The organism is Rhodobacter aestuarii, assembly GCF_900156655.1.
Lineage (GTDB): Bacteria > Pseudomonadota > Alphaproteobacteria > Rhodobacterales > Rhodobacteraceae > Rhodobacter > Rhodobacter aestuarii.
On sequence record NZ_FTOG01000006.1, the window covers coordinates 160,160 to 182,121 of the forward strand.

The 21,962-nt window shown below is 60.1% G+C and carries 18 protein-coding genes; 10 read left to right on the top strand and 8 right to left on the bottom strand.

From position 1 onward, the window contains the following. Positions 1-332: 332 nt before the first annotated feature. The 6 genes from BW967_RS10105 to BW967_RS10130 are packed head-to-tail and all read right to left on the bottom strand — an operon-like array spanning position 333 to position 8,430. Positions 333-1,148 (bottom strand): sulfotransferase domain-containing protein, encoded by an 816-nt coding sequence (locus BW967_RS10105; RefSeq protein ID WP_076484948.1) that lies wholly within the window; start codon positions 1,146-1,148, stop codon positions 333-335. An 11-nt stretch (positions 1,149-1,159) separates the two neighbouring features. Next, positions 1,160-3,415: a GumC family protein gene (locus tag BW967_RS10110; protein WP_076484949.1), complete on the bottom strand. Its 2,256-nt coding sequence runs from the start codon at positions 3,413-3,415 to the stop codon at positions 1,160-1,162. Positions 3,416-3,431: 16 nt separating this feature from the next. After that, positions 3,432-4,664: a polysaccharide biosynthesis/export family protein gene (locus BW967_RS10115; RefSeq protein WP_076484950.1), complete on the bottom strand. Its 1,233-nt coding sequence runs from the start codon at positions 4,662-4,664 to the stop codon at positions 3,432-3,434. 4 nt (positions 4,665-4,668) lie between these two features. After that, positions 4,669-5,877 carry a glycosyltransferase gene (locus BW967_RS10120; protein WP_175610444.1) on the bottom strand — a complete coding sequence of 403 codons (1,209 nt, stop codon included), beginning with the start codon at positions 5,875-5,877 and terminating at the stop codon, positions 4,669-4,671. Between the two features lie 7 nt (positions 5,878-5,884). Then, positions 5,885-7,252, bottom strand: a complete 1,368-nt coding sequence (locus BW967_RS10125) for an O-antigen ligase family protein (RefSeq protein ID WP_076484951.1) — start codon at positions 7,250-7,252, stop codon at positions 5,885-5,887. Further along, positions 7,249-8,430: a glycosyltransferase gene (locus BW967_RS10130; RefSeq protein WP_175610445.1), complete on the bottom strand. Its 1,182-nt coding sequence runs from the start codon at positions 8,428-8,430 to the stop codon at positions 7,249-7,251. The genes BW967_RS10125 and BW967_RS10130 overlap by 4 nt, the downstream gene beginning before the upstream one ends. A 241-nt stretch (positions 8,431-8,671) precedes the next feature. Between BW967_RS10130 and BW967_RS10135 the strand changes: the two genes are divergently transcribed. Both BW967_RS10135 and BW967_RS10140 read left to right on the top strand, forming a co-directional pair. Further along, a complete protein-coding gene (locus tag BW967_RS10135; RefSeq protein WP_076484952.1) occupies positions 8,672-10,180 on the top strand; it encodes a lipopolysaccharide biosynthesis protein in 1,509 nt (502 codons plus the stop codon). A gap of 18 nt (positions 10,181-10,198) precedes the next feature. After that, a complete protein-coding gene (locus BW967_RS10140) occupies positions 10,199-10,825 on the top strand; it encodes a sulfotransferase family 2 domain-containing protein (protein WP_076484953.1) in 627 nt (208 codons plus the stop codon). Positions 10,826-10,872: 47 nt separating this feature from the next. Here the strand turns inward: BW967_RS10140 and BW967_RS10145 are convergent, their stop codons facing one another. Beyond that, on the bottom strand, positions 10,873-11,493 hold the full coding sequence (locus BW967_RS10145; RefSeq protein ID WP_083952118.1) for a type VI secretion system-associated protein TagO: 621 nt from the start codon (positions 11,491-11,493) through the stop codon (positions 10,873-10,875). 760 nt (positions 11,494-12,253) lie between these two features. Between BW967_RS10145 and BW967_RS10150 the strand changes: the two genes are divergently transcribed. From BW967_RS10150 to BW967_RS10185, 8 genes are all read left to right on the top strand, one after another. Beyond that, positions 12,254-12,985, top strand: coding sequence for a sugar transferase (locus BW967_RS10150; protein ID WP_083952120.1), 732 nt, complete (start codon positions 12,254-12,256; stop codon positions 12,983-12,985). Between the two features lie 392 nt (positions 12,986-13,377). After that, a complete protein-coding gene (locus BW967_RS10155; RefSeq protein ID WP_083952122.1) occupies positions 13,378-14,712 on the top strand; it encodes a glycosyltransferase family 4 protein in 1,335 nt (444 codons plus the stop codon). After that, positions 14,709-14,915 carry a hypothetical protein gene (locus BW967_RS10160; protein ID WP_076484955.1) on the top strand — a complete coding sequence of 69 codons (207 nt, stop codon included), beginning with the start codon at positions 14,709-14,711 and terminating at the stop codon, positions 14,913-14,915. Before BW967_RS10155 ends, BW967_RS10160 begins: the two co-directional genes overlap by 4 nt. Beyond that, a complete protein-coding gene (locus tag BW967_RS10165) occupies positions 14,908-15,237 on the top strand; it encodes a hypothetical protein (RefSeq protein WP_076484956.1) in 330 nt (109 codons plus the stop codon). The genes BW967_RS10160 and BW967_RS10165 overlap by 8 nt, the downstream gene beginning before the upstream one ends. Before the next feature lies 1 nt (position 15,238). Next, the gene (locus BW967_RS10170; RefSeq protein ID WP_076484957.1) at positions 15,239-16,492 is read left to right on the top strand and encodes a right-handed parallel beta-helix repeat-containing protein; all 1,254 of its coding nucleotides are present in this window, start codon (positions 15,239-15,241) and stop codon (positions 16,490-16,492) included. Next, on the top strand, positions 16,489-18,057 hold the full coding sequence (locus BW967_RS10175) for a glycosyltransferase (RefSeq protein ID WP_083952124.1): 1,569 nt from the start codon (positions 16,489-16,491) through the stop codon (positions 18,055-18,057). The genes BW967_RS10170 and BW967_RS10175 overlap by 4 nt, the downstream gene beginning before the upstream one ends. A 68-nt stretch (positions 18,058-18,125) precedes the next feature. Then, a complete protein-coding gene (locus BW967_RS10180; protein ID WP_108188591.1) occupies positions 18,126-19,580 on the top strand; it encodes an HlyD family secretion protein in 1,455 nt (484 codons plus the stop codon). Next, positions 19,577-20,752 (top strand): alginate lyase family protein, encoded by a 1,176-nt coding sequence (locus BW967_RS10185; protein ID WP_083952126.1) that lies wholly within the window; start codon positions 19,577-19,579, stop codon positions 20,750-20,752. The genes BW967_RS10180 and BW967_RS10185 overlap by 4 nt, the downstream gene beginning before the upstream one ends. A 70-nt stretch (positions 20,753-20,822) precedes the next feature. Here the strand turns inward: BW967_RS10185 and galU are convergent, their stop codons facing one another. Then, the gene (galU, locus tag BW967_RS10190) at positions 20,823-21,737 is read right to left on the bottom strand and encodes a UTP--glucose-1-phosphate uridylyltransferase GalU (RefSeq protein WP_076484961.1); all 915 of its coding nucleotides are present in this window, start codon (positions 21,735-21,737) and stop codon (positions 20,823-20,825) included. Positions 21,738-21,962: the final 225 nt, after the last annotated feature.

Here is a 21,962-nt window from a genome sequence, read left to right on the forward strand (position 1 = left end):
CGACAAAAAAGCATTCCTTCGCCAATTAGCCTGTCCGATTCGTGGGCAAAAATCCACTAGGCAAATGCCCTGATTTTCGCGCTCCTGATAACGCACAAACTCACGGAAAGCCAAAAATCATAATTTTAAAAATATTTTCAATTACTTAAAGGAGCGAAACCAGAGGGCCGCACTGACAAGAATACAGCCCCTTATTTCGGCAACGGCTCCGACTGCCCACTATTCATGCAAAAACGCGCCAACTGCCAATGATTGGGCAGATGGCGCGTCAATATTGTTTCTCAAGCTGCGGCCATTTGTTGCCGATACGGAAACGGCGTAACCGATTTACCTCAGGGGCGGACCTCGCCCCGCGCGGCAAGGAAGTCGAGCATCTGCGCATGATCGGGGGCGATCATCCCCAAGGTGCTCACCTGAGCGCGCACCGCCTGCCGCTCCCCTTCAACCTGCCCCCCAGCAAAGAGCAGCTTTTTCAGCCGGGTCTGGCGCAGCACATTGACCACCTGATGCGCCCCGGCCCGGCGGAGCCATTCCGCGCTGCGCCGCCCCATACGCGCGGCAAGCGCATTGCGCGGCACGGCAGCGGCATTCACCTGACGCTGCGATAGGCTGCCGGGCGGCGCGACATAATCAAGCCCCATCACCTCGCATAAAGCTGCACAAAGCCCATCGGGATCGGTGCGCAGTTGCGCATAAGAGAGATAACTGACCTGACCGGGAAACGCCTCTTCCCAAGCCTGCGCATGTTTGTGAAACAGGCTCGCCTCGACCACATCCGGGAAACGCTGGGCCATTTCCGCAAGCGGCAGCCGCGCCTCGCCAGCCTTGCGATAGTGGAAATAATGCGAAACGGCACGGTCCCAAGGATCGCGCAGCATGATCACCACCTTCGTTTTCGGCGCGGTCTGAAGTAGCGCGGCACGCGCTTCGGGCTTATGAAAAAGCGAAGGCGCCACCTCGACCCGGATGCCGTCCCGGTCGGGAAACTGCGCCCGATACCACTCGATCCCGCGCGAAAAGACCTTGTCGAAAAAGAAGGTTTCCTTCGTTTTTTCCGGCAAAACCACCTCGGGGCGGGTCCGTAGATAGGCATCAATCCAGGTGGTGCCGCATTTCGTCGGACCGACAAAAATCACATCAGGAAGCATCGTCGTCCCCCTCAGGCCAGTGTTTCATAGCGCGAAAGTGCCTCTTCATTGGCCCCGGTCATCACCGAACCCACCACTTTGCCGCGCGCCAACCCGGTGCCTTGCAACGCACGCTTCAACGCCGTCGTCTCCGTCGTGCCCCATTCCGCGCAAATCACATAGCCATCCAAGACGTCGCTGACAGCAGCGGCCTCCACGGTTTCGCCCAAGCCGGAAAAGTCGATCACCACTTGATCAAACTGACCACGCAGCATTTCGATCACTTGCGCGAGGTTGCGCGTATCGAACACCGCCGGATCAACGCCCTTGCTGTGATCCAAGACCCGGTTGGGCAAGAAATGCAGCCCCGAACGGTCATCAAGCCAAAACAGTCGCTCAGACGCGATCTTGCTGCCAGCGCGCATCAGATCGGGCACACCCAATTCCACTTGCGGCGCAATCCGATGGGTCAACCAAGCGGCATTCCAATCCAGATCGACCAACACCGTGCGCTGCCCGCCCACGGCCAGCATTTGCGCATAGTTGATCGCCGCCATTGAGCGCCCAGGGTAGGAGGTATCTGACACAAAGCCAATCGCATGCCCCCCTGCCCGTGCCGGTTGCGTGGCAAGATGATCTTCAAAGGCCACGCGAATGCGACGGATCGTTTCGGCATAGGCGGAGCGCGGCGCCATCAAGGTCACGGCCAATTCGCTGGTCACCATATCCGCCGACAGGTGGTTTGCAGACAGCACCATCACATTTGAGCCGGTTTTGTCGACGCGACGCGGCGGGTCAATCGCCAGCCCGGTGATCGAGGCGCGACGCGCCTCTGCCCCTGCGGGCAAGAGCCCTAAAACCGGCGTTCCCGTCGCTTCGATCAGCGCCGCGCGACTGCGCACCACCGGATCGCCATTTTCACGCCAAAACGCCGAACCCGCGCCAAATGCCGCCCCAAGCACGCCTGCAAGCAACATCGCCCGCATCGCCCCAGTGCCGGATGGCGCATCTGGCACCACAGCAGGCCCAATCACCATTGCATCGGCAGACGGAAACCCCTGTTGCTGCACCGTTTGCAGGTAGCTTTCCAAATAACGCTCGTGCATTTCACGGTAGATCCGCGCCTCGCTTTCAAGGCTGCTCAACTGTGCTTCTTGCAGGGAACTGGCCCCCGAAGCCCCAACGCCACGGCTTTGCGTCACCAAGGCCCGCGCCTCGGCCTCGGCGGTACGCGAGCTGCTCAGTGCCTCGGTTGCCCGGTCACGCGCAGCGACCAAAGCCGCCCGAAGTTCATCTTGTAGCGCCTCGGTTGTATCCGCATCGCCCGTCGCCAGTGCAGACCCGTATTGCGCCTTCAACGTGCTGAACTGCGCATCTTGCACCAAATCGGGAAGGCTTGCGGGCAACTGCGGAGCGGCCAAAGCCGCCTCAATTTGCGCGAGCCGGTTTTCTGCCTCGATCCGCGCGGAAATGGCATCGCGCAAATCGGCCAAGGCCGTATCGGGGTTCGGCATCGTCACGCCAGACGCCGTTACATCCTCATCATTAGGCGTGCCCAATTGCGCGATATGCGCCTGCACCGAGGCGGCAGACCGGTTCAGATCCGCGATCCGCTCATTGAGCCAATCAGAAGCCTCCGCAGCCGTATCGCGGCGCTCGCTGAAACGCCCTTCCACATAGGTTTGCGCAATGGCATTGGCGATTTCTGCAGATAGCACCGGCGCGCCCGTGGTCACGGACACGTCCAGAACCTGCGTCAGCCCATTGCGGCTGACCGACACACTTTCGCGCAACTTTGCAACCGCCGCTTCGAACCGTTTCGCCTCGCTGATCGGGGCGGCGGAGGCGGGCGCAATGCCCAGACCAGCCTTGGCCTTGGACATCAACACTTCCAATTGCATCCCAAGCGCCGAGGGCGGCGGGTCTACAAAGGCCGCGCGTTGGTCCAACCGCAATTGGCTCACCACCTGCGACAGCAGCATCTGCGAACGCAGCACCTGCAATTGGCTTTCGATCATCGGGTTATCGAATTTCGTCGCGGTAAAAATCCCATCGCGCCCAAAGGGCTGCACGTTCTGTTGCTGTAGCAACAGGCTGGCCCGCGCTTGGTATTGCGGCGCACGCAGTTTCACCACGGCGTAGCCCAGCACCATCGCCAAGACGGTGAACAGGGCGATCCCAAGGAAGCGACGGCGCAAAATCCGCATCACGCCACCAAAGTCAAACAGCGGCACCGCCGGTTCTACGTAGCGGGGCGCGCCATAGGGGTCCATCTGGTCGAGTTGCATTGGCTGTCTCCCTCGATCACTGAAGTGCTGCGCGCGGCACGGCAACCGTATCGCCCGGCATCAACGGCGTGTCATAAGCTGCGTCGAACACGGCGCCGCGGCGATAAATCAAAATGCCCGAAGCGGTAGCGCCTACGCCCGGATTGAGCAGGTAGCCCAGCTTGTCACGCAAGCGCGCCTCGGTGGTGTCGAGCCGATCTAGCGCCGTCATGAGCTCGATCCGGCGCTTCAATTGCCCTTCGGCGTTCGCCTGTTCCAATTCCCGGCGGCTCAACTGCCCTTCGACGGCATTGGCTTGCGCGGCACTCACACGATCAAGAGCCTGCAACCATGCACGTTTGCCTGCGGTGAGGGCATCGCCAGAGGCCGCACCACGGCGCGCCAAAGCCTCGATCCGCTGCACATTTGTTTCTTCGTTGAGCGCGATCTGCAAAAGCCCTTCCTTCGCGCGCAAAGCATCGACGATGCGATCTTCTGCCCCTTTGAGCAGCAGCGCATCGCCCCGATCTGCAAGGCTTTGCCGTTTCACCTCGGCGGCGAGCCGTGCTTCAGCGCGGGTGATCAGGGACTCACGCCGGTCTTGCGGGATCGGCAAGGCGGCAAGCGCGCTCGTGTCGAGTTCATCCGCACCAGAAAGCAATGCCTGCGCCACGGCTTTATCGGCCAAAGTCGCCGCAAGCTCTGCCAAAAGATCGGTTTCCGTCGTCCCGTTCAGCGTGGCCGCGCGGGTCGTGGGCACACCAATCCCCCGCGCCTTGGCCAAAGCCTCGCGCAAGGTCATGCCCACATCAAAGGCAATCTCACCGGGGTCGCGCACCGCTCCATCAATGTATACCGGGCGATACTTCGCCACTTTAAGCGCGACTTCCTCCGGGCGCACCGGGATCAACTCATCGCCACTGCCCCCACGGGAGCGGATCACCTGCCCGGCAAGCAGCACAGGCAATTCCGCCCGCACTTCGGCAATGGAGCGCCCGGCCACACGCACCGGGCCAATCAAAGGCACATCCACCTGCCCGTCTGCCTCCACCCGCATTTCGCGGCCATAGGCGGGCTGGGCCAGAAAATCGATCTGAACCACATCGCCCGGCGCAAGCGGATAACTAATCACAGTGGCGGGGGCCATTTCGGCTTGCGCACAAAGCGGAGCCGTCGCTCCCAGAGCAAGAGACAGAATGGCCGCCTCGACCGCGCGCGGGATCTTTTCAAACGGCACAAAACAACAAGACCGAAGGACCAAGGGGGGCATTATCTCAATCTCCTTTTCCAATCAGCGCGTCGGGTGAGGCTGCCGCAAAACGCGGACAGGCCGCATGGATTAGCCCGAGATAGCGGTGCACCACAGCATCAACGCCAAAATCCTGCGCACGGCTTTGGGCCTGCGCAGCCAGCGTGGTACGCAGGGCAATGTCTTCCAGCCAGCCAAGTGCCTCGGCCATCGCTCGCGAGTCATTCATCGGGCACAAGACCCCATGCGCGGCCCGCACCGCACGCCCAGACCCAATCGGCGCATCTCCTCCGAGCACCTCTGCCGGACCCGAGGGGCAATCCGTCGCCACCACGGCGCGCCCAAGTGCCATCGCCTCAATCAACGTATTGGGAAAACCCTCGGCGTTTGAGGCAGACACAAGATAATCGCTACCCGCGATCACGGGGTAAGGGTTGGCCACAAAACCGGGCAAATGCACCCGCCCGGTCAGCCCAAGCGCCGCAATCTGCTTGGTAAGCGCTGCGCGCTCCGAACCCTCCCCCAAGATCACCAAATCCGATTTTGGATTGGCCTTGGCATAGGCGGCGAGTAACATCGGGAAGTTCTTGTTCGGCACCAGCCGCCCCATCGCCAGCAGATACCGCTTCGGCAAAGCGATAGCTGGCGCTTGCAAGGCAAGGCGTTGCAGATGCGCCGCGTCGATCGGATTGCCGATCACCGTCATCCGTGCCGATTTCACGCCGAAATTGCGCTCCAGATCCAGCGCCACCCCTTGCGAAACCGGCACCACAGCCGCCGCACGCGGATAGCTCAGCCGGGTGATCAGCCGCAAAACCGCCGCCCCGCGCGCAGAGGCGAGATGCGCACTTGTTTGCACACGCTCGGAAATGATCGCCTCATGCCCGGTTGCCTGCGCAAACCACGCGTTGAGGCAATTGGCCCGCGCCAAGAAGCTGATGCATAGATCCGGCGCCCCGCCTTTGAGCCAGTAGCGTGCCAAGGCGCGCGCAGAACGCAACATCGAGCCGCCGCCATCGAGCGTGACCACCCGCACCCCCTCGGGCAGCACCTGCGCGCGCGGCAGATCATCAAGCAAAATCAGCTCCACCCGACAATCGGGCAAATGCGGTAGCAGGTGGCCAATCAGATTGGCCATGGCCCGCTCGGCCCCGCCACCTTCCATCGAGTTGATCAGAAAGGTGATTTTGCGCGGCGGCAGCGGCGGCAGATCGGGAATGCGCATCTGGTTCATGGAAACCTCATGGGGCAAGCGGCGGGAATCGCCCCGCCTTGGGCGAGCGCGGCATATGCGGCACAAGCAAAGACATGGAAGACCGAGAGAAGGGCGCAACGGGCTGTACGACATGCCCCCATGGGCAATAGCGCCGCCGCAGATGCGCGATCAGCACCACAGGCAAGACCCAATAAAGGCTGTTGTGCAAAAGCAAGAAAGACGCGGCCCAATTGCCCACCAGCGCGAACAGAGACACAGCGACGGCCAGCAAACCAAGCATCGGGTCTTTGGCCCCGAAAAAGTCACGCAAGCCCACCAGCAGCAGCCAGCCCATCAGGCCAAGCAAAAGCCCAAGCCCAACAACGCCAAGATCCGTCATCAAGTCCAAAAAGCCATTATGCGCATGGCCAACCGAGATTGCGGTGAGGGCAAAAAGCTTGTCGCCCACAATATCCCAACCCGCGCCAAAACCGCCGCCCAAAGCCAAGTTTCCGCGTAGCGCGGCGAGAACCCCGCCCCAGATCTCTGTCCGCCCCGTCAAGGTCGGATCTTTGCCCAAAAGTTCGAGCACGGTTGCAAAGAGCACCTGCCAGACCAGCGCGAAAAAGAGGGTGACGGGAACGGCAATCACCACGAGCATGGCGCGCCCGCGCGCGCTGGCCCGCCGCAGAGCAAGGCCGAACAAAAGCAGCCCGGGCATCAGCACGCTCAGGAATGCCGCCTGCCCAGAGGTGGACCCAGCCACGCCAAGAAGCGCCAAAATGGCAACAGGCCCCATCGACCAACGCCAACGCGGCCGCGCCACAAGCAAAACGCAAGACAGCATGAAGCAATAGGCCATCATCCGGCCAAAATCGTTCTTATGGAAATAGAGGCCGCGCCAATCGCCCGCATGAGCGGCCTGTTCGCCCAAAGCATCATAGGCCTGATGAATCCCGATCTGCGGACGCAGAAATACGGTAGCGAGGCTCGCAAGCACCGTTACAGCCAGTGCCGTCGCCAGAATTTGCCACAACACCCGTGCGGGAAACCGTTCTACCAACCAAAGAGCGAAAGCGGTGGTCAGCATCAAGGCCCCTGCTCGGCGCAGCGACAGGGCCGGATCGACCGTCCAAAGAAGCGAGGCGACTGCCAGCCCCGGCGCAAGCAGCGCAGGCCAATAGAGCATGACAATCCGATTCAGCGCCCCAGGGCGTGCCCAAAGCCCGATCATGCTCCAAAGCCCAAAAGCCGCGCCCAGCGCTTGCACTTTGCCCGAACTCGACGCGCCCGAAGGGGTCAGCGTCACCACAAGCGAGCCGGTCATGTAAAAGAGCCCCGCCACCGCAACGGCAAAAGCAAGCCCGTCCGACAGTCGCGCTTTTGCGCGCCCTTTTTGCGAGATCGGCGTCATGGCAGCACTTCCTGCAAAAACCGCTCGGAAATCGCTTCGATTCGGTATTGCGCCGCAATAGCCTCCAGAGTTTCGGGCGCGGGAGGCTCGGCGCGCATCGCATTGATCGCCTGCGCCATTGCAGCGTGATCGCCCACAGGCACCAACGCCTGTGGAACCGCCACGCCAAGAATTTGCTTCGGTCCGCCCCCGGCACAATCGGTCGCCACGCAAGGAACGCCAAAGGCCACCGCCTCGATCAATGCATTCGGGAACCCTTCGATCCGCGACGACAGCAAGAACAAATCTGCATGGGCCAGATAGTCGAAGCGGTTCATCTGAAAGCCCGCAAAATCTACCCGCGCCGAGAGCCCGAGTTCGGCCACAAGGGCCCGTAAGGCCGCCTCTCGCGGCCCCTCGCCCAAGATAATTAGCCGTAACTTCGGATCAGCCTGTGCCACCGCACGCAACATGGTGGGGTAGTCTTTTTGATCCACCAACCGCCCCATCGCCAGCGCGACAGGCCCAGCTTCGGCCAACCAAGGATGCGGAACAGGCGCTAAGCGCGCAGCTTCAATCTGATCGCTTTCAGGCGCCGGGTTCGACAAAAGCGGGAAACTTGCCGGATTTCGCCCCAGCCGCGCGGCCAAGTCTTCGACCACACCTTGTGCGTTACCGCTGATTTTATCTGCCAGCGGATACAGCAAACGCACCGCCGCGCGCACCAAGACACGCTTAAGCTTTGGCATTTGCCCGGTGAAGCGTGTCAGCTCGTTGCGCTCACTGATCAAAACACGCACCCGCGCGCCGCCCAGAACCCGCGCCAATTGCACCGCAGAAACAGCGACGAGATTGCTCAGCGTCAGCGCCGAGATCAGCGCCGCCGGACGCTCGCGCATCAGCGCCCATGTGAGCCGTGGCACAGCAGCCAAAGCCCGGCCCACGCCAAGCTCGACCAGTTCAACCCCCGGTGCCACCAGTGGCACCAACGGCCCTTCCGCGCGATTGACGACCAGCCGCACAACACGCCCGGTTTGGGCATAGTGATTGGCCAATCGAAGGTAGACCCGCTCTGCACCGCCACCCGAAAGGGTTGCGACATAAAGCCAGACAGCATCCGACCCACGCCCGCTCAGAGCTTTAGGCACAACCTTACTGGGGCCAGAAAAAATCTGACCTTTCAAAAGGTTGCTGCTCATATCGAACGCGTCGCCGGATTTCGGAGGCAGTCCCGAAACCATGGTGAACGCTTCTCCCCTGATTGCTTAAAGGATTGGCTGAACTGGCCGTTCCCGCAAGTTCTGCGAACAAAATATGCATCTAATCGGCAATATTTTTTGCAAAATTATGGGATTTCGCCGGTTCGCGCCCCAGAACTGCGCATCTTTGGTTCACAATTTACGCGGTGGACGGGAGACTGAGAGCCAAAGGGGAGACGAAATGACCGAATCACTCGGGCAGGCGCAAGCGCCGAGAAAAGCCCTCGGCCCGAGCGCTCTGCAGAACTTCCTCTGGATGTTTTCGGGTGGCGGCGTGCAGGCCGTACTGAAGATTTTGGTGCTGATGGTGCTCTCGCGCCTTCTGGTGCCCGAGGCTTTTGGTGTGGTCAGCGCAGCGCTGACCATTGTCGCGCTGGCCGATGTGTTTGGCAAAATCGGGATCGCGCCCTCGGTCGTGCAATCGCAAACGCTCACCGAAGCGCATATTCACTCTGCCACCGCCGCGACACTGCTTTCAGGTTTGATCGTGGCCTTGATCGTGTTCGCGCTCGCCAGGCCGCTGGAGCGGTTTTACGCCATCGACGGACTGCGTCCCTATATAGAAGTGTTCGCCGCTCTCTTCATCGTTCAGTCCACGGGGCTCGTCAGTGAAGCTTTGCTGCAACGCGAGAGCCGCTTTAAGGTTCTGGCCGGGGTTGCTGTGGGCTCCTACCTTTTTGGGTATGCAGCGGTCGCGATTACGCTCGCCAAGCTCGGCTTTGGAGGCTGGGCCTTGGTCGGCGGGCAGATCGCCCAGACCACCTTGCAGGCCCTTTTAAACATCCATTTCGCAGGCTACCGGCTCAAGCTTGGTTTTGACCTTGGCTGTTTACGGCAGATGTTTCGCTTCGGATTTGGTGTTTCACTGACCCAGATCGGCAACTACTTTGCGCTCAACCTCGATTACTTCGTCGTTGGGCGATATCTGGGTTCGGCATCGCTTGGGCATTACTCGCGTGCTTATCTGCTCTTGGCGCAGCCCGCGAACCTTGTGGGCAGCATGGCTGACAAGGTGCTTTTTCCCGCGCTCGCCCATTTGCAAGACGATACCGAGCGGTTGCGCCGCGCTTATGCGATGGCGGTCGGGCTCTGCGCGCTGACCCAGATCCCTTTGAGCGTCTATCTGCTGATCACCGGACCAGAGGTGATCTTGGTCTTGATGGGGCCACAATGGGGGCCAGCCGTTGTGCCGTTTCAGGTCATGGTCGCCACCCTGTTCTTTCGTACGGCCTATAAGTTCACGGGCACGTTGCTGCGCGCCTCCGGGCATGTCTATCTCGGCGCGCTTTGGCAATGGAGCTATGCGGCAATGGTGCTTGCAGGCGCGTTGATCGGCGCACAGTGGGGGCTGCCGGGCGTTGCAACCGGGGTCAGCCTTGCGGTGATTGGGTGCTTTGCGCTGGGGCTTGCAATCTTACGCCTGCGCTTTGGCATGCCCTTGCAAACCATTCGTGCCGCTTTGATGCGCCATGCGGGTTGGGGGCTCACATTGGCAACGATACTGGGCTTGGCGCGACTGGGCTTGCTTGCCATCGGAACCCCAGCCCTTGTCGTATTGATCTCCCTCGGGCTGATGTGCGTGCTGTTTTATCTGGGCCTGCTTCGGCTCGCCCCGCAACGCCTCGGCCCCGAACGCACCCCCCTTCTGAAATTGATCCCTTCCCTGCGCCGCTTTGCGCGGGAAAGCTGAGTTCAAGGAGTTTCTCACATGCCGATTTTCCGCCTTGCCCAAAAAAACGTGCTGTTTCTTCACATCCCCAAGGCCGGGGGCACGTCGATCGAGAGTTTTCTGTCCACCCAATCGGGGGAGTCTTTGCGGATGAAGCAAAATCATCTGCGCCTGCCCTGCGTGCCGCAACACTTCCACGGCGAACTGATTGAAACGCTGTTTTCAGCCGATTTCTTCGACTACTCCTTTTGCGTGACCCGCAACCCCTATGCGCGGTTGCTCAGCGAATACAATTACCGGATGGGGCATCGCCATTTCCCTTGGCGGCACCTGCCCGAACCGGGCTTTGCGCGCTGGGTGCGCTGGGTCTTCACGCAATACCGCCGCAACCCCTATATCTATTCCAACCATATCCGCCCTCAGAGCGCGTTCAGCATTGCCGGGACGGAGGCCTTTCGGCTTGAGGATCAGCAAGAGGAATTGATGGAACGGTTAAGCGCGCTTGCAGGCGTTGAAGCCGCCGCCCTTCCGCGCACGAACATGTCAAAGCAACGCGCCACCGCGATGGATCCGCAGACGGCAAAACTGATCTATGACTTCTACCGTGAAGATTTTGAGCGCTTTGGCTATGCGGAAGACAGCTTCGAACCACAACAAGACGCATAAAAGAATATCCGCGCGCGCACGCGCGCGAGTCTTTAGTTAAAATGGGCTCACCAATTGCACGCGCGCCGGAGCGGCACCATCGCGGCCCCTAACCCTGCCAAAGAGAACGAGGCCTCAAGCGGGCGATCCGCTAGCGAGGTCACGGAAAGCTGCACCGACCGCGCCCCCATGAGCTGCACCACGAAGGGCACGGCTTGTGAACCGATCATCAGCCCCAGCGTATCATCCGTCTCTGCCCGGCTAAACAGAACCTCGCGCGGGTCTTCGTTATCAAGGCCCACCATAACCTTCCCATAGTCAGCGACATCACTCAGCACATTGCCGGGAAACCGCAGCCGAAGGCTCGTCCGGTTCTCGGAACAGGTCACGCTGAGCCGCGCGAAATCTTGTCGGTCAAAGAGCGTGCTCACCGGCGCATCTGAATAGATCCCAACGCTCAGGGCGGCGGGCGTGTCGCCTTGCGCGGGCGTATCAATCAGCGCCCAGTTGTCCATCTCCCCGACACGACAAGGCACGTCCATGTCTTGGCAGCTTGTGCCCTCGACCGCGGCTTCGCTTGCCATCATCGCAGACGGAACACATAGGAGTGTCAAAACGAGAGCGGCCCGACCACAAGCCGAGTTAAAATCACGAAGGAACGCGCTGCGTGACGAGAGGGTCCGAGTCATCTTGATCTCCTGCTTGGGTTCAGGCGTCGTCTGAGTTCATCTTGCCGCAGCACAGCGATTGGCGCGACACTTAGTCAACCAAAAGCATAGCGATTTTTCTCGACGCCGTCTTTTTCGTCAGTCTTGGCGGATCAGGCCGAAACGGACAGGCTCTCGAAATGATCAACAAAATAAGGCACTGACAGCAAGCTGAACGATTCGTTTCAATCCGCCGTGAAAAAGAAAGTATCCTATCCAAAAGGACAGGCCCCCGTAATTTGCAGAAAGAACGCAGCGCCATGAATAGGCCTATTGTTGATGATCATTTAATCAATAACAGGAAATGTTCCGCTTTCGTTCTCGGCCCACACCCCCTTCTCAAGGAAAATATGTATTTTGGAACCGGAATTGTGTTAACGTCAGTTAACGCGAGTGAGTGGGTAAAGACTTGCGCCAGCCTCCGACGAGCCAATGGCAAATGGACTTCGGTAGGTTCTTTAAGGGGTGATCTGTTTCTCAGATCGAGCATCAATCACAATCGGCCAATGGAGCCATAGCTACGCGCACCCCCTTGGGAGAGGGGTTGGTTTCATGTTGCTGTGAGCATGCGGGAGACGCTTGAATTATGCGGGACTTTCAAAATGTCTCGGCGAAAGCCGAGGCAGTAGAGACTTATATTTCATCGGACCGAAATCGTCCGGCGACGCCAGAAATACATCATAACGATCACCCTGTCATTGAACCGCGCAAGCATAAGCGCAGTTCAAGACGGTCGACCTTCATGGCGGCGACCCTCGTGGGCTTCGATATCGCTCCGCGCAATCCGGCGCGCGCATCGATTGCTCAGCCTGCGTGGGTCCATCAGGCGCCACCGCGCCCGGGGCGGCGCCGTCAAAGTCGCCGTAACGCGGCCTATCATCGTGCCAAACGCAGCTTTGATATCGTCTCGGCCTCGGCAGGGCTTCTCATGCTTGCGCCGTTGCTTCTTGGCTGCGCGGCGGCGATCAAACTGACCAGCCCAGGCCCGGTTTTCTTTCGGCAAAATCGGTATGGACGGAAGGGCACGCCGTTCCAAATCTACAAGTTTCGCACCATGCGCACCGAACTGAGCGACAGTTCCGGGGTGCAGCAAACGGTGAAGGGCGATCCTCGGATCACCCCCGTCGGCGCTTTTTTGCGGCGCACCTCAATCGACGAATTGCCCCAACTCCTCAATGTGTTGGAAGGTACGATGTCGATTGTCGGGCCGCGCCCGCATGTGCCCAACATGATCGCCGCAGGCGTGCGCTACGAAGATTTTGATCACCGTTACATGCGACGGCACGCCGTTTTGCCGGGGATCACCGGTCTCGCCCAGGTGCGCGGCTATCGCGGAGAAACAGACACCTACGAAGCGGCGCGCGGGCGCCTTGATCATGACCTCGAATATCTGCGCACAGCGAGCTTTTGGGGGGATCTCAAGATCGTTTTCGGCACTTTGTCGAAAGAGTTTGGGCGCGGCTCGGGATACTAAGCCGCCCCTCGTCGGGTTACGAATTTTGCCCAGCCACCACCTGACCCAAAAAGGAGATAGGCCACCAGAAACAAATTAACTGACCCTCAGAAAAGCATATCCTTCAAGACGACTACAGGATGGGCCGTGCCTTTTTGGCAGGGATGGCTTCGTCATGGCGTTCGGTAACTTGCATGAACATGAGCGTCATGCGGTCCGGTTCTTTATGCCTTTCGTGTCGCGCGAAAGGTGCGCGCCCATCCGACGACCAAGACCAGAATGAACCGGCTTCCTAGCACGGAAGCTCTGAATCAAATATCGACCGAATAAACCTAGCTTGGCGCATTCTCCGTTTTAACACAACGGTTTCTTTTGTGCTCGGCCGCGGACTTTTCGGTTGGAAAGGACCGATAATGCTGAAGTCCAAACTGGCGAGTTTTCTTTCGCGCTCCACGTCGCAGAGCGTTCAGGCGATGACCGAGCCCGATGTGCTGACACTCTCGCGCAACCAATCGCAAGAGTGCCAAAGTGATCCGTTGCGCCGCAAACCTGCGCGTCCGACCGAGCCGCGGAATGAAAAGTCCGAGATCAAACGTGAGCCCGTGCGCGCAACGGGGCGCCCGAAGATCACCTGCGTTGTCGGGCTTCGCGGAATTCCCGACGTTCCCGGTGGCATCGAAACGCACTGCGAGCAACTCTACCCCCGCTTGGCTGACTTGCGTCCCGAGCAGCAATTCGTGGTGGTTGGCCGTCGCCCAACAATCGGCCGTGCGAAACGTGTCTGCGCGCAAAACCTCTATGTGATGCCCTTGGCCGCCGCGCAAAACCGCTACTTTGAAACCATCTCGAACACATTTCTTGGGGTTCTTGCAGCGCGGTTTCGCTTTGGTGCCGGCATGATTCATCTGCATGGAATTGGCCCCGGGCTCTTTGCGCCGCTCGCTCGCCTCATCGGTTTGCGTGTTGTGCTGACCCATCACGGGGATGATTTCCTGCGCGCGAAATGGAACCGGTTTGCGAAATTCGTGCTGAAATCCGGAGAGCGGCTTGGCGTGTCCTCGAGCCATGCGGTGATTGCGGTTTCGGCCTCTTTGGCTGAGCGCCTGCGCGAAGACTATCCAAGCAAGGCGGAGGCGATCAATTACATCCCGAATGGCGCGGATCACATCTTGACCACGTCAAACTCGGCCACCCGCACCCCCGAGGAATGGCGCGCACAGTTCGGCCTCCGTGGGCAAGATTACATCCTGTCGGTCGGGCGTCTGGTGCCCGAAAAGGGCTTCGCGGATCTGATCGAAGCCTATGGCCGCACCGATCTCCCCGCGAAACTGGTGATTGCAGGTGGCAACGGCGGCTCAGACCACGACAAAGAACTGGCCGCGCTTATCGCGGCGCGGGGCTTGCAAGATCGCGTTGTGATGACCGGCTCTGTGCCGCATGAAGGTGTCGCCGCGCTGATGAAAGGGGCACGCCTGTTCGTTTTGGCCTCGCATCACGAAGGGCTGCCGATCGTGGCGCTGGAAGCCTCGGCCATCGGCACGCCGGTGCTGCTGTCAGACATTACGGCCAACCGTGACCTCGGGTTAGAGCAGGATCATTACTTCCCGAAAGGCAACATCTCTGCGCTGGCGCAAGTGTTGCGTACGCGCTGGAACGAGATGCCGCATCGCGACCTGCTGGCCGCGTTCAACTGGGGCGCCATTGCCCGCGACACCCATGCGCTTTATGCGCGTTTGGAAACCGCATGAGGGCGGCAAAGGCCGACCACACACAGCACAACACGTTGCGGCTCAGCCGTCGCAGCACGCTCAAAGGCGGTATCGCCCTGCTTTGCGTCTCAGCCGCACCCTTGCGGTTGGCTGTGGCGCAGGCGGCACCTCCAATTCCCGTCACGCTGCGCACCGATAGTTCGCGCCGCCTGTCCGAGCTTATGGAGATGAGTATTGGTTGAACGGATCGAGATCGGCAAAACACCAGATGATGGCACCGGGGAAAGCCTGCGCAGCGCTTTTGAGAAGGTGAATGCGAATTTTGCCGAACTCGCAGCCGCCTTGGCTCGGGCAAGCGCCTCGGCGGCGCGCGCAACGCTGCCAAACGGAGGTTGGCCGGGCGAGTGGGTCGCGCGCCATCTGGCCGATAGACCGCCGCAAGGAACGCCGCCTCTGCTTGGTGCGCTTTGGGTGGACGTGACCACGCAAGAGGTCTGGATCTCGACGGGCACCGCCGCATCAACAGATTGGCGCCGCCTCATGCTGGAACGGCAGGAGGGCTGAGATGGGACGCGAAATCCACATTTCCGGCGCGGGCAGCGGTGCGGGGCACAGTTGGCAAGACGCGATGCCGCTAAGCGCCCTCGAAGCCGCACTGGCTGCGATTGAGCCCGATGACGAGTTGCTGATCGGCTTTCCACGAGACCGAGAGACACCGCATTTTTGGCGCGAAACGGAGGCGGTGCTGCGCCGCTCGGGCCTTGCAAGCCGCCCGATAACAATCAGCTTCGGCTTTATCGGTGGCGATGGCACACTGGTCCCGGCAACCCCAGCAAACGGCTGGGCACAGCTTCGGCGCGGCGGCTCAGGATGGCCAAGCCGCACCGCCCCGGATCTAAAGGGGCCACCCTTCCTGCGCCTCGTCGATGTTGCATACCTCACGCTCTCTGGCCCGGTCGCGGAGGGCGCACCGCAAAACGGCCTGTTGTTGCTCGAAGGGGCGCTCGATAGCCTGACCTTGCGCGATCTTCACCTGCGCCATGCAGGGCGCGTTATCGAAACCACGCGCGACACCAACGTGACCCGTCTTTGCGTCGAGTCTTGCTCTGCCCTTGGGCTTGGGCGCGGTTTTGCGCGGTTTCACAGCCTGTCCGATGCGGTTTTTCGCGATCTCTGGCTGGACGCCGGGCTCACTGACGGCGGCGGCACCAACGTCTTACAACTCATCTCGGTCGTTGCCGGAGAGAACCTGCGCTTTGAAAACGTTACCCTACGCAATGCGGTCAGCGCGATTGACGCTCAGGCGCGCGGCTCCAGTTACGTTCAGGGCGATGGTATTGTTTTAGAAGAAGAAACCCGCGCGGCGCGGTTCTTTAACTGCCATGCGGTGAATATGGGCGATGCCGGGTTTGACCTGAAATGCGATGGCATTGAGATGACCGATTGCTCGATGCATGGCTGCAAATATGGCGTGCGCATCTGGCGCAACAACCCAAACAACAAACTGACCCGTGTGACCATGACGGCCATGCGCCCAAGGGCGCGCAATGCCGCCGCCTGCATGTGGCTTGGGGGGCAGGCAACCTTGACGGATTGCCACTTGATCGCTGGGGCAGGCAGTGCCGCAATCCGCTTTGGCAATGGCCCCGATACATCAGAGCGGCGCGCAACACTGATCGGCGGAGAGATTGATACCGCTGGTGGTGGGAGTTTTCTGGCCGGCGAACCGGGCGAGGCGGTGCTGCGCGACGTTCTGCTAGATGGCCGACCGATCACCGGTCTGGCCCGTTGGGATGGGCAAACGGTGAGCTTCTCATGACAGACGTCCCACAGCATCGCCCCACATCGCCTTTCTCTCAACGGCTATGGGCACAGCCCGACATTTGGCATTGGTGGGCACTTTACTTTGGGCTTGCCACCGCCTTGTGGAGCACGGCCCTCACCCTGCCCCGCCCGGACGGGACAGTTCTTTTCTTCCTAACATTGGGCGGGCTTGCGGCCTGGCGCTACAGTTGGTGGAGCCTGCATCAGATCCGCGCGTTGATCTTTTTGCATCGGGTCTATCCACGGTTGCGTGCCCGCGCCACAGCCGCCGCAGCTTACAAAAGCGTTCCGCATCTTTACGTGGTCGTACTGTCTTACGGCATGAGCCCGCAGATGATCGCGCGATGCTATCTGGGCCTGTGCCGCGCCGCGTTGAATGCGAATGTCCCAACCACGATCATCGCCTCCGTCACGTCAAACCGCGATGTGCGCATTCTCAACCGGCTTTATGCCGATCTCGGCGCACCGACGCAGATCCGTTTTCACGCGCAGTTCCAAGACGGCAAAGGCAAGCGCCGCGCCATTTCAGAGGCGCTGCGCGCGATTTCCCGCGATGCCCTGCCGCCCGGTGCTATTGTGACCTTGATGGATGGCGATGTGGTTTTGGCGCCCGATGCCTTTTCAAAATCGCTGCCCTTCTTTTTGGCCGATCCGGGGTTGGATGCGATCACCACCAACAACCGCGCCGAGGTCACGGGCACGCCGATCGCGCAACAGTGGTTCGCGCTGCGGCTCGCACAGCGCCACGCGCTTATGGCCTCGATGGCGTTGTCGAAACGCTTGCTTGTTTTAACCGGGCGCTTTTCCCTGTTTCGGGCAGAAATCGCCACTTCGGAGGCCTTTGTGCGGCGCGTCGAGACCGATCGGATCTCGCATTGGCGCCATGGCGAGATCACCTTTTTGACCGGAGACGACAAAAGCACTTGGTTTCAGGTGCTTTGTGAAGGCCGCCGGATGCTCTACTTGCCCGATGTCTATGCCACCGGGATCGAGGCGCTTCCTGCTCCGGGAAAATTCTTTCCGGCATCCAGCAAACTGATGACACGTTGGTTTGGAAATATGCTGCGCGCGAATGGCCGCGCTATTGGGCTCGGCCCGCGCCGCGTTGGGCCCTTTGTTTGGTGGGCGCTGATTGATCAGCGCTTGTCAATCTGGACCGCGCTGACCGGCCCCATCTCGACCCTGTTCCTGTGCTTCTACTATAGCCCGGTCTTCGCGATTTATTATCTGGCGCTGGCCTTTGTGACCCGCGGCGTCATGTCGGCGATGGCTGGGGCCCATTACAAACGCTTCCACCCAAGCTGGCCGTTCTTGATGTATTACAACCAAGTCTGGGGCGGGATGCTGAAATCGATCCTGACCTACCACCTAGACCGCCAAAGCTGGACCCGCCAAGCGATCAAAACCCGCCATGCGGATCGGCTTTCCCGCACGACCGGTTGGGCCTTGCATGCCGCAACACTCGCCTGTTTCACACTCGCGGTTGGCACGATGATCGGCGTGATCACCGATGTGAGCCCCGGCACAACCACGGAAATTGCGCGCCTTCTACGACTTTGATCCCTCCCCTTTGTTCCGGTGGCCCACGGCTTCGGGGCCACCCGCAACCAGATGCGAGACACCAAAGGATGAATACACAGAACAATTCTCAGCCAGAGGCGCTGCCACGCGTTGAAATGCTCGGCCGCTCGCCTCTGCGCAGCCGACCCGTTCATCTCAATTTTTTTGTCGTTTTCGACAACACCGTGCATGAAGGCGTGTCGTTCACTCTGGATGAAATGACCGTCTATGCCGCGCCGGCGGCACAAGAAGGCGGCGACATACCGCCCTTACCCAAACCCGGCGAAAGCCTGCAAGCGCTGCTGCGGATCAACCTGCATGGCTTCACTTTTGAGGTCAAAACCCGTGCAATCTTGCGCCAGCACGGGATGGAAGCGTCGGACCCAACGCTGACCTTTGCCTTTGAAAACCTCGCCCCAACGCATCGTGAGGCGCTGCGCCGGATCATTCGCAGCTATCACGCGGGGCTTGTTGCTTCGCCCAGCGATTTATTGGACCGCTCCGACGATCCGACCTTTGCCGAAACGACCGACGGCGCCGAGCAAAACACCACGCGTGGACGCAATCTGCTGACGCTGGGTCTGTCATTTGCGGTGATCCTTGGGGCGCTTGGCTTCATTGCCACCGCGCTTTACGACCATGCCGTTTTTGTGCCTGCGCGCTTTGCCACCGTCACGGCGGCACGGCTTGATCTGCGTGCGCCGGAAATGGGGCAAGTCTCAAGCCGGATCACTGCGGTGGGCACGCGCGTGGCGCGCGATGCACCGCTCTATTCAATCTCTGTCGATGCGCTCGACACCGAAAGGTTCGAGACAACGGCGAAGCTGGAAGCGTTGTCGATTGCTTCAGCTTCGGGAGGCGGCGTGGCCACAGCACCGCACCAGGACACGCCGCCGACCGCCGCGCCGGGCTACCTGCAACCCGCGTTTTCCCTCGCCTCACTGGATACTCTGGAATTCGCCTCCGATGATGGCGATCTGGCCTTTGCCGCGGATGCAGAAGCCAGACCAGCTTCCGTCAACGCAGCAGCGGGAGAGCCCGCCGTCGGCCAAGCGGAAACCCGCGCCCTGCTCATGGCCCGCCAACGCGCGCTTGAAATGCGCAAAACCGCGCTTGATGCCTATGCGCCCTGTGACTGCATCGTGCAGTGGTATCAAGAAGATGGGGCATGGGTTTTGGCCGGTGATCTGGTGATGACCCTGACGCGCGCCGACCCTGAGGCCTTGCGGATCGAGACCTTGGTGCCTGTGGCCGATGCGCGCAATCTGGCCGTGGGCCAAGGCGGAGCCGTCGTTACCCCGATTTCGGGGGCGCCGTTTCACGCAACAATCGAGCGGATCACCCTCACACCAGATGCACAACCCCGCTTTGGCTTTCCAGACAGGCTGCGGCGCGAAGACACGCTGGCCTCGGTTCTGCTCAAGGCGGACCAGCCACTTGATGCCGCGCAAATCGGGCAACCGCTGGAAGTCGTACTGCGCCGCAATTCTCTGGTTGCACGGCTGTTTGGGTCGGGCGCATGAGGGGGCACGTTCAGGCCGCGCTTTTGGCCATGCTGCTTCTTCCCTCCCCGCTCGAAAGCCAAACCACCGCCCCGCGGCCAACCGGGGCCTCTGTCTTTCCGGTGCGCGAAGCGGTGGATGTCTCTCGTTTCAAGGTCACCAACCGGGCGGCGAGCTTTTTGGATTTGCCCGCGCGCCGCGCGGCTCTGAAAACGGCGAACACCCCGCTCCTACTGGACGAGATTGCCAGCGCAAAATTCGGAATGAGTTGCCGCGATGCGATGGCCCTGCCAATCCCCGAGCCCGGTTTTACCGTGCCCGGATTCTATGTTGATCGCGCCGGCTGGCGGGATGCGGTGCAGGTGTTCATCGGCTTTGAAAAAACGGTGAGCAACTTGGCAAATGCGCAGCTGGTGGCGGAGGATGACTACCACGCCCAGTGTCTTGTCGATCTGCTGAGCAAATGGGCGCAAGCAAAAGCGCTTGAGAATTTTGGCTATAGCCCGGATGAACCGCAGGCTTGGTACACAGTGGAAAGTGCGCTTTTCGCGGCGGCCTTCGCGCTTTCGATGGTGCGAGATCAACTACCAGATCGGCAAGGCGATCTGGCAGAAATCGACGCGTGGATGGTCCGCCTTGCGCGCGGACATTCCGCGATCAGCGGCCTGCCGAGCACGGCTTGCTGCAACAACCACTTCTACCGTCGCGGGCTCTACGCAGCGATCATCGGCATCATGGCCGAGGACGATGCGCTGTTTCAATATGGTGCGCGCGCCTATCTGACCGCGCTGGATTTGGCCTCGGCCGATGGTTGGCTCAAGCTGGAAATGATGCGCGGGCGTCGGGCCGCGCATTACCAAAACTTCGCCACGCTTTACCTTGTTTTTCTGGCCGAACTGCTCGAGTCACAAGGCTATGACGCCTATGCAATGCGCGGCACACACGGAGCGCGGATGGGTGACATTGCGGGGCGCGCGATTGATGCGATCATCACGCCCGAGGTTGTGCTTGCCCATGGCGGCTCGGGGGAGCAGATCACCCCAATGGAACGGGACCCCCAATTTTTGGTTTGGCTGGAACCCTATGCGCATCGGGTGGATGACCCGCGGATCGATGACCTACTGAAAGAACGTCGCCCGCTTTACAATCGTGGCCTGGGCGGATCTTTGACGCTGCTTTTCATGCCCAATTAGGTCCGGCCTTCTCAATCCAAAACGCAAAAGCCGCGCGAATTGCGCGGCTTCTTTTGCACTTGGGGGCAGATCACTCAGCTGCAGTCCGAGCGACGCGCAATGCCTCGCGCTCAATGATCATTTCATGCAGAAATTCGTTGAATTCCTCCCGCAGATCATCGCGCGCCAAGCCAAAGGCGACCGTCGCCTGCAAGAACCCCGCTTTGGAGCCGCAATCATAGCGCTGACCACGAAAGCGGAAACCATAGACCGGATTGCCAACGGCAATCTCTTCGGCGATCGCATCGGTCAGTTGGATTTCACCGCCCGCGCCCTCTTTTTTCTTGTTGAGGTTCTGCATCACCTTGGGCGTCAGAATATAACGCCCGATCACCGCAAGGTTCGAAGGCGCCTCCTCGGGTTTGGGTTTTTCAACCATCCCTTTCACGCGCACGAGCGAGGACATATCTTCGGCAATATCCAAAACGCCGTAGGAGGCGGTTTGCTCGGGCGGAACTTCCATCGCGGCAACGACATTTCCGCCGGTTTCCGCATGCGCTTCGATCATTTGCTGCAAGCAGGGTTTGTCTGCTGCAATGACATCATCGGTCAACAAAACGGCGAACGGCTCATTGCCAATCAGACGCCGGGCGCACCAAACGGCATGGCCAAGACCAAGCGGCTGGTTTTGCCGGACATAAGCGATGGCGCCAGAATCCATATTGGAGGTTCTAAGCGTTTCAAGAAGCTTGGTTTTGCCTTTGCGGCGCAAAGACGCCTCAAGCTCGGGCGCATCATCGAAATAGTCTTCCAGCGCGGATTTCCCACGCGAGGTGACGAAAATGAATTCCTTAATCCCTGCCGCCCGCGCTTCATCAATGGCGTATTGGATCAGTGGGCGGTCCACCAGAGTCAGGATCTCTTTCGGGATCGACTTGGTGGCGGGAAGGAACCGGGTTCCCAAACCAGCGACCGGGAAGATCGCCTTTTTGACCTTACGTTGCATGCGTTGCCTTTCATTGCGGAAGGAATGCTGCGAGTCTCTTGCCTTTACGAATTATAACCCGGGGCCCTCAGTTTCGTCCCGCGCGGCAACCGAAATTAGGCTTTCCATATACCTATTTTTGAAACGCTGCCCGTTTGCCCAAAGAAATGCGCCATTTTCGATCACTTCATGAACAGTTTAGACGATGTGATACGCAAACAGGGGCTCCAGCCTATCCAACGGAAG